Source organism: Actinoplanes flavus, from assembly GCF_017592555.1.
Classification (GTDB): Bacteria; Actinomycetota; Actinomycetes; order Mycobacteriales; family Micromonosporaceae; genus Actinoplanes; species Actinoplanes flavus.
In genome coordinates this window covers 182606-190575 of record NZ_JAGFNS010000002.1, presented here as the reverse complement: position 1 = coordinate 190575, position 7970 = coordinate 182606, and the positions used below count along the sequence as shown (strand labels likewise).

The following is a 7970-nucleotide window of genomic DNA, read 5'->3' as shown; positions in this document are numbered from 1 at the left end:
GCGGCCCCTTAGGGCCCTGCACTGCGCCCCTGGGGGGGGGCACACCCCGGGGGGGGGTGCCCCACCAGCGTCTCGCCTCAGCACACTCCACCTTCTCACCGAGAAAGAATGAACATGGACACTTGGATCGTCGGCCGCGACCACCTCGACCTCCTACTCACCGCCGCCATCGATTGGAACGTCATCACTGCCGACCAAGCCGATGAGACCGGCCGCATGCTCTGGAAGGAGAACCTCGCCAGCGTCGCCCACCGCTATCCGAACGACCGCAACGGTTACCGGCCCGGCGCGCACGGCTTCCGCGACCGAGACGTCGACACCTACGCGTATTTGCCCTACCCCGGCCGTGTCGACCCCAAGATCGTCCAGACCGCAGCAGCCTCGTTGCGGCGCCAGTCGTACTGGCACCCCGTTTGGCATGGGAGCGCCGCAGAGCACTGGGTTAATCACCTTCACCAGCTCGCCACCGATCGTATCCCGGCCTACCTCGCCGAGCACGGGCCCATCGATCCCTATCGGCAGGCTTGGGGCGAAGACGGCTGGTACGTGCTCACCGACCGAAGCGGACACCGGCAGATCCGATCCGCCGACGGCTGGAACGTCCCCAACCGTGACGTTCTGCACCGTGCCGCCGTCCTGCGTACCGCAGCGACGCCGTGACCATCAGCGACAGCAAGACGTTGACGTCCGCTGCAACGCATCGGCCTCGCGACCAAGGCCAGGCGCGCGGCCCGAGATCCTCGCTACAGAACGCTGCGGCGATGAAACGCGTCGTGCAGTTCTCCGGCGGCATCGGCAGCTGGGCGGCTGCCATGCGCGTCGCCGCCGAACACGGCACGGACAGCCTTGTTCTCCTCGCGGCCGACACCAAGGCTGAGGATCCTGATCTGTGGCGGTTCGTTGCCGACGCCGGGTCACTGCTCGGTGTCGAGCCGATCGTGGTGGCCGACGGCCGTACCCCGTGGCAGGTCTTCGCCGACCAACGATTCGTGGGAAACTCTCACATTGCGCCATGCTCGGTCCACCTGAAGCAGCGGCCCTGCCGTGCGTGGCTGACAGCGAACGCTGACCCGGCGAGCACGATGTTGTACGTCGGTATCGACTGGAGCGAGCAGCGGCGGGTGCCGGCCATCGAGAAAGGGTGGGCACCGTGGCCGGTACGGTTCCCGATGTGCGAACCGCCGTACCTGAGCAAGCAGGACATGCTCGACTGGGCCCGCGCCGAAGGACTTCGGCCGCCCCGCCTCTATGAGCAGGGATTCACCCACAACAATTGCTTCGGCGTGTGTGTTCGTGCAGGCCAGCGCCAGTGGCGGCACCTGCTCACGGTAGCACCCGAACGATTCGCGGCCGCCGAAGCCGAGGAGGAGAAGCTGCGCGCCCAGCTCGGTGACGTCGCGATCCTCAAGGAACAGCGCCAAGGTGTGAGCTACCCACTACCGCTGCGCGAATTACGCCGCAGAGCAGCTCTTCCGAGCCAACCTGCTTGACGCCGAGCTCACACCCGGCGTCAGGCAGGTAGACAAGCCGCAGCCCCCACGGCAAAGCCGATGGCGACCGAGCGCGTCGAACGGCGGTGCCGGCGGGCCGGTCAGTGCGGCCTTCGGAACCGGTACCCACAACCTGCAGCCGCGAAGATCGGGCACAGCCAGCAGAATCCCTGCCAGGTCGCCGACTGTGCGACAGGTCTTTCGCAGCCAACCGCATCCGGCTGATCCTCGATCTCGACGGACGGGGTCATCGGTGTCGACAGCCAACCCGGCCGTGCCCGGCCGCGACGCCGACATGCCCGAACGCCTTCGCATGCGTAGCCGAGGACACGGTGCCGCCCGCCTTCGTGCGGTGCTGTCCGTCAGGAGTAGTGCAGAGGCGGGCGTCGCCGGCACCCGTGGTGCTTGGTTGCGCCAGCAGCAGTAGTCGTTGTGCCCGTCGCGGGCGTGACTCCCGTTTGCCCGGTGGCCACCGCCATCGCGCGTGCTCTTTCACCACGCCGTCCACGCTCCAGCGAGTAAACACTGCGGCGTCGGGAGCCGCTCGCTGAGGGACCCGAGGTCAGCCCACCCGCGCCGAGGGCGCTAAGCCCCCAGCAGAACATCTTGGCACCCAGGTCAGCGCTGCGCTCGACCGCCAAGATCTTCCGCAGAACGGGGGCTTGCACCCCCAGGCACATGGGCGGGCTCTGACCGGCCCCGTCAGCGCGGCACCCCAGCGCCGGGATCACTCGATCCCGGCACGGGGTGCCGCATCAGAAACAGCCTGATGGAGGCATGCACCATGACGCAGAACGTCACCGACCAGATCACCAGCGCCACGCCGGACGACCCCAGCTCCGCCGCCGAGCGGCCGACCGCTCCGGAGGGCTCGGTCTACCTCTCCGACGTCCTCGCCCGCATCCGCCAGCACGCCACCGACAACAGCTGGTGCGGTACCGCCGAGTCCGTCACCTTGCAGGTCCTGAACGACGGGCTGTCGTTCAAGCCCCGGCGCCGCGAGAACACGGGATGCGCCAACCGGACCTGCACGGTTTGCTACCCCGGCGGTGTCGCCGAGACGAACATCGACGCGGCCGACGAGCGGTTCACCGCCGCCGACGGCACCGACCCGTTCGTCACGAAGGCCCGCCTGAAGATGGCCATCCGCAAGGCCGTCGACCTCGGTTACAACGAGGCGGAGTATCGCCGCCTGTACCGCGAACTCATCGACATCTACCAGCTGGACGCGGTCGAGCTTCCGGTCACCACGCACACGGTCACCTTCACCGTCACCGACGAGCAGCTGCACGGACGCCCGGCCGACCAGTCAGGCATCGCCTCCGCCCTGGAGTCCGGAACCGTAGCCGGCTTCACCGTCTCATCCGAGTCCGCCGAGAAGGCCACCGCCACCCTGATGCCGTAGTCATGACATGCTGCCCGGCCGATTCGCATCGGCCGGGCAGCATCCCGTTTGAATGATCCCGCGTCCTACCGCCGGCTTCACCGTCTCGGAGCGGTGATCGACGCCAAGCGTGCACCGGCTCAGGATCCGTCACTTCGACCGGAGCATTCCGGATGCGCGCCGGTAGCTTGCGCGGCGCAATGGTCGGCCCGCCCTCGGCGATGCTTCCTCTCTCTGCCGAACCGGACCATCGCTCTGCGGCCGCGCCTCCCTACTGCACTGCCTCGATGTCTCCCGCGTGACGCCCTGGCCGCGGTCCCCGATGTCGAGCAGATCACCCCTGTTCGCCGCTGCATCAGGCAGCCCGCGTGAACCCACCCCCTCACTGCCCGGCGCCGCCGCAGCGACCGAGCCCACGGCATCCGGATCGGGACACGACCCGTCACCGCCCCCTCATGACGTGTTGAACGGCCTCCGTCACGCCGGCCCGCGCCGCCAACGACGAAAGGCGACACATGCAACCTGGCGCAACCACCGAACAACTCTCTCTCGACCTGCTGGACCAGCGGCAAATCGACATCGCCGCAATCCATCAGGCAACGGGTATCTACACCGCCACCCCGGAGATCGAAGCGCTGCTCGACCAACTCGACTGGCCCGCACAAGGCTGCCGACTGCTCGACCCCGGAGCCGGCAATGGCGGCTTCCTGGTAGCGGCGCTGCGCCGGCTGGACCTCGACGTCAACGACGTCGAGGAAGCCACCCGACGCGTGCACGGATACGAGTTCTACCGCGAAGCAGTGGCCGACGCCCGCAGAGCCGTATCCGCTCACCTGTGCGAGCGTGGCTGGACCTCGCCCGCAGCATGGCGTGCCGCGAACGAAATCGTCGAAGACCACGACTTCCTGCTATCGCCGGTCCCCACCGGGATCTGGGATGTCATCGCCGCGAATCCTCCGTACTGGCGCCTGGCGAACCTACCCGCCGGGTACCGAATCGACTACGAGGCCATCGTCCCCGCGCACGCCCGCGCTGACCTGCTGTACGCCTACCTCGACCGCTCGGCAGATGTCATCACCCGCGACGGGCACATCGGCCTAATCACCGCGGACCGGTGGCTGCTCAACTCCGGCTCCGGCGAGCTGCGCCGCAGGCTCGGCACCCGGTACTCCGTCGCCGGTGTCCACCGTCTCGACGCCGAATCCACGTTCTACCGGCCGAAAACCCGACGCAGGGGAACCGTAGCGCGGGTCCACCCAGTCAGCCTCATCCTCACCCCCAGCCGATCGGGGCGCCCGCTCGGCACAGAACCGTTCTGGCTGACACCCCTACCCGCCGTCGACGGCGTCCCGCTGCGCGACATCGCAGAGATCCGCCTGGCACCCTGGCTCGGACCGGACGGCATCTTCATCGTCGGCCCCGACAGCGGCCTGCCCGCCGAGCACCTCATGCCGGTCGTGGAACCCGCCGACATCGACGGAGAAGCGGTACGGCCCGCTCGCAAGTGGGCCCTGGCGACCGACACCACCGAACCGCCGCGGGCCGTCCTGGCGCACCTCGACGCGACCCTGCACCGCATGCCCAAACGGGGCCGCCGGGCCGTGCGCTGGCTGCCACCCGAGACATTCACCGGACGGCTGCCGCTCGACCGCGACGCCGTGCTCGTCCCGCGCATCGCCCGGCGCCTGACCGGCATCCGACTGCCAGCGGGCCGACTGCCCATCAACCACGGCCTGGTCGTCATCTCCGGGCTTCCGGTCGAATCCGTCCTCGCCATGCTGGACGACCCGCAAGTACAAGCCCAGGCCAACGATCTGTCGCTCGGTATCGACAACGGCTACCGCAGCTTCACCGCGACTCTGCTGCGCCAACTCGTCATACCCCGCCGGCACCTCACTGGGGTCCCCGGCTCCCGAGCGTGATTGTGCACCCGCTCGCCGGCATCACGGAACGACGATCCGCCGCAGTGTTCTATCGGCGGCCGTCAGCAGTGTCGAACCCTCAATCGGAGCCTTCCTCAACGCGCCGGACCGTTTCACGCAGCCGGCGCGTGCCACGTGATGCTCAGCCGGTGAGATGCGTGCGTCGTACCTCACCGGATGCCTGGCCGGACGGCGAACACGGCGGCCATCACTGCGGGCCGCCGCGTTCGCCGGTCCTCAGTGATGACCGACCCGGCCGCAGCCGGCAAACCCGGCAAAACATCTTGGAAGCGCAGCACCAGTGATCAACGAGCGGCAGCAGCGCTGCGCTTCCAAGATCTTTTGACCGCAAGAGTCTGGCTTGCCCGCCACCATCCGGGCCGATCCCCCCGTGGCCTCGTCAACGCGGCAGCGCCGGTGCACCCGGCGCGAGTCGCCTCGGGCTCGCACCACGGAGGCAACGCCTATGAACACGCCTACCACCAGCCGCCCCAACCCCAAGCTGCGGATCGCCGTCGTCGGCGGATCCCTGACCGGCCCCACCACCGCACTGCTACTACTGCACGCCGGCTTCGACAACGTCGCCCTCTACGAGGCCGTGCCCGCCAGTGCCCCGCTGGGCGGCGGGCTGATCGGCCTGGAGCACTCGGCACTTGACGTCCTCGACCAGCTCGGCGTGCCGCAGGACGAGTTCGTCCGCTACAACTCCGAGGCCGTCATCGAGTACGCCATCCACCAGCGGCGCCCCGGCGCCGAACACCGCCACCTCTACGCCGGCCGCAACACCACCTGGACGCTGCTGCACCCGGCGCTGACCCGCCGCCTGCCCGCCGGGGTTCTGCACACCGGCAAACGAGTCACCGGCCTGGACACCGAGCACGGCCGGCCGCTGCTGCACTTCGCTGACGGCGACACTGCGATCGCTGACCTGGTGGTCTTCGCCGACGGCCGCGCGTCGACCGGGCGGCGGTTGCTCGACCCGCAACGGCAGTTGCGCTACGCCGGCTACGTCGCGCACCGCGGCCAGACCGACACGATCCTGCCGGGGCTACTCGACTTCCTGCGCTTCGAACCTGCCTGCAGCGGGATGCAGTTCAACGTGGCACCGATCCCCGGCGGCACCGACTGGACCTTCTACCTCGGCGCCACCGCCGCTCAGTACACCGCCTTCTTCGGCGCCGCGCCCACCCGGCGGGTCTTCGCCCTGCCCCAGCACGTCACCGGCACCGCCCGCACCGCCGTCGACGACAGCGCCCAGCGCTTTCTGCCCGACGAGCAGGCAGCCCTCGTCCACGCCACCGGCACCCGGATGGCCGCCGCGGTCATGGACATCGACCCGCCGACCCGCATGGCCTGGCCCGTCGGCGACGGGCACGCGGTACTGCTCGGTGACGCGCTCGCCCCGGTGCGCCCGCACACCGCCCGCGGCGCCAACAACGGCATCGAGCAGGCCGCCGGCCTGGCTGCCGCACTCACCCAACACCGCAAATACGGCGCCGACCTGGCGACCGCTCTGCACGGCTGGCAGCACCGCCACCTGCCCGCCGCTGTCGCCGCCGTGGAACTCGGTCCGGCCCTCGCCCGCCAGCACGGCCTCGGCGCCTAACCCGGATGTGCCCGGACCCAGAAACCACCGGGAGTAGCGCATGGACATCTCGCGCCGGGCAGCAATGCTGCCCGGCGCGAGAACCTCCGGGAGTGAGGTGAGGCGCGGCGGGGACGGTTGACCCGGCCGGCGCCGAGACGCGTAACCGCGGCGGTCGTGCGTCGAGGGCCGACCATGGCGCCCCCCCTGGCGGTGACGAATGCGGACTGGCCGCCGATGCCAGGCAGACGTACATGCCAGTCCTCATGGATGACCGACCCGTCCGGCGGCGGTCAAACCGGCAAAACATCTTGGCCGGATTGCTGCGCTGCACCGGCCACAGATCTTTTGACCCGAGGTGCTGGCTTGCCCACCGGCAGGCCGCGCCGGTCCCACCTGGGCCCGTCAGCGCGGCTGCCCGGCAAACACCGGCGGCAGCCGCACCGGTTCACCGCAGGGAGGCAACGCCATGTTCGACCACCTCGACGCCAACGACCGCCGCACGCGCCGCAGCACCGGCCTCAACCGCCCCAGCAGCGCCCGGAAGTATGTCCTGGTCGGTGAAAAGGAGTTCTACGACACCACCAGCGCCGACGACTACCGCGAGTTCCGGGTCGTCCGCGACTACAACCGGCAGTAGCACGCTCGGCGCGGAGGACCTTCGGGTCCTCCGCGCTTGTTTGTCACAGGACAGGCGGGCCGGCGCGGGCTCAACCCGGCCGGCCGTGGCCGGCCGGTAGAAAGGAGCGGCCTACGGCCGCGCTGTCAAAGCCCCTTTTCCGGCCGTCGGCTGGCGCTACGAGTGTAGGTCGCTCACGGCCTCCACCAAATCCACTGCGGGCTCATAAAACATCATGCACAACCCGCATGATCTTTTAATCGAAACCCCCGCAGTGCATTTGGCTCCAGCCGCTCCCAACCTGGCGAGCAAGCTCGCCCCCCACGGCCAAAAAAGCGGCCAGCCGCCGTGCGCGCGCCCGCGACCAGCAGGAACGCTTACGCAATGCGCCACAACGGGCCCGCGAAACTACAAAAACATTCATTCTTAAATGCGCCATCCATAGATATCAGTCGTTTAGTGTTATACCATTAATGCAGTCAGGGAGACCAAGCCCCGACTAATACCGGTTAGAACAAGTCAACAGAGAGGCTTAATCGTGAGCCGTTACGAACTCAAGCCCGTGGACCCGAGCGTGTCCTGTGCCGTCGCCGGGTGGGAAAGCACGTTCGGCACCTTCTTCGCTCAGGTCTGGCTCACCAGCAACGACAACGAGGACGACGCCCCGGACTACGACCTCGGATGCGACTTCCGGGAGGTCACCGAGGCGAAGATCATCATCGATATGCTCAGCGAGTACGCCGAGATTCCCGCTGACCTCGTCGACACGCTCAATGCCGACGCCGCGCGTGAAGGCATGTGCGAGGTTCCCGCCGCTGTCCAGATCATGAGCGGTTACGCACCCGCCCCGATCGATTGGGACACCTTCGAGCCGCCGTTCTAACCACTGCGATCCCGGGGCGCGCATTCAGCGCGCCCCGGGCACCGCCAGTGAGCCGCGCGCCGCATGGCGGCCGCGTCGGCGCGCATC

General features: G+C 68.6%; 7 protein-coding genes. All 7 read left to right on the top strand.

Going from position 1 to position 7970, the window contains the following annotated elements:
* The first annotated feature begins 114 nt into the window (after positions 1-114).
* The 7 genes from J5X75_RS03845 (at position 115) to J5X75_RS03815 (ending at position 7883) form a co-directional block, all read left to right on the top strand.
* Positions 115-660 (top strand): hypothetical protein, encoded by a 546-nt coding sequence (locus tag J5X75_RS03845; protein ID WP_208465869.1) that lies wholly within the window; start codon positions 115-117, stop codon positions 658-660.
* Between the two features lie 101 nt (positions 661-761).
* The gene (locus J5X75_RS03840) at positions 762-1490 is read left to right on the top strand and encodes a hypothetical protein (protein WP_208465868.1); all 729 of its coding nucleotides are present in this window, start codon (positions 762-764) and stop codon (positions 1488-1490) included.
* A 784-nt stretch (positions 1491-2274) separates the two neighbouring features.
* Positions 2275-2895, top strand: coding sequence for a hypothetical protein (locus J5X75_RS03835; protein ID WP_208465867.1), 621 nt, complete (start codon positions 2275-2277; stop codon positions 2893-2895).
* Positions 2896-3389: 494 nt separating this feature from the next.
* Positions 3390-4796, top strand: a complete 1407-nt coding sequence (locus J5X75_RS03830; RefSeq protein WP_208465866.1) for an Eco57I restriction-modification methylase domain-containing protein — start codon at positions 3390-3392, stop codon at positions 4794-4796.
* Positions 4797-5262: 466 nt separating this feature from the next.
* The gene (locus J5X75_RS03825) at positions 5263-6402 is read left to right on the top strand and encodes an FAD-dependent monooxygenase (protein WP_208465865.1); all 1140 of its coding nucleotides are present in this window, start codon (positions 5263-5265) and stop codon (positions 6400-6402) included.
* A gap of 448 nt (positions 6403-6850) precedes the next feature.
* Positions 6851-7021: a hypothetical protein gene (locus tag J5X75_RS03820; protein ID WP_208465864.1), complete on the top strand. Its 171-nt coding sequence runs from the start codon at positions 6851-6853 to the stop codon at positions 7019-7021.
* A gap of 517 nt (positions 7022-7538) precedes the next feature.
* The gene (locus J5X75_RS03815; protein ID WP_208465863.1) at positions 7539-7883 is read left to right on the top strand and encodes a hypothetical protein; all 345 of its coding nucleotides are present in this window, start codon (positions 7539-7541) and stop codon (positions 7881-7883) included.
* Positions 7884-7970 lie beyond the last annotated feature (87 nt).

What these genes read in the sequence shown, in the direction of transcription:
- J5X75_RS03845 (WP_208465869.1), top strand. Translation starts at nt 115, where the DNA reads ATGGACACTTGGATCGTCGGCCGCGACCACCTCGACCTCCTACTCACC.
- J5X75_RS03840 (WP_208465868.1), top strand. Translation starts at nt 762, where the DNA reads ATGAAACGCGTCGTGCAGTTCTCCGGCGGCATCGGCAGCTGGGCGGCT.
- J5X75_RS03835 (WP_208465867.1), top strand. Translation starts at nt 2,275, where the DNA reads ATGACGCAGAACGTCACCGACCAGATCACCAGCGCCACGCCGGACGAC.
- J5X75_RS03830 (WP_208465866.1), top strand. Translation starts at nt 3,390, where the DNA reads ATGCAACCTGGCGCAACCACCGAACAACTCTCTCTCGACCTGCTGGAC.
- J5X75_RS03825 (WP_208465865.1), top strand. Translation starts at nt 5,263, where the DNA reads ATGAACACGCCTACCACCAGCCGCCCCAACCCCAAGCTGCGGATCGCC.
- J5X75_RS03820 (WP_208465864.1), top strand. Translation starts at nt 6,851, where the DNA reads ATGTTCGACCACCTCGACGCCAACGACCGCCGCACGCGCCGCAGCACC.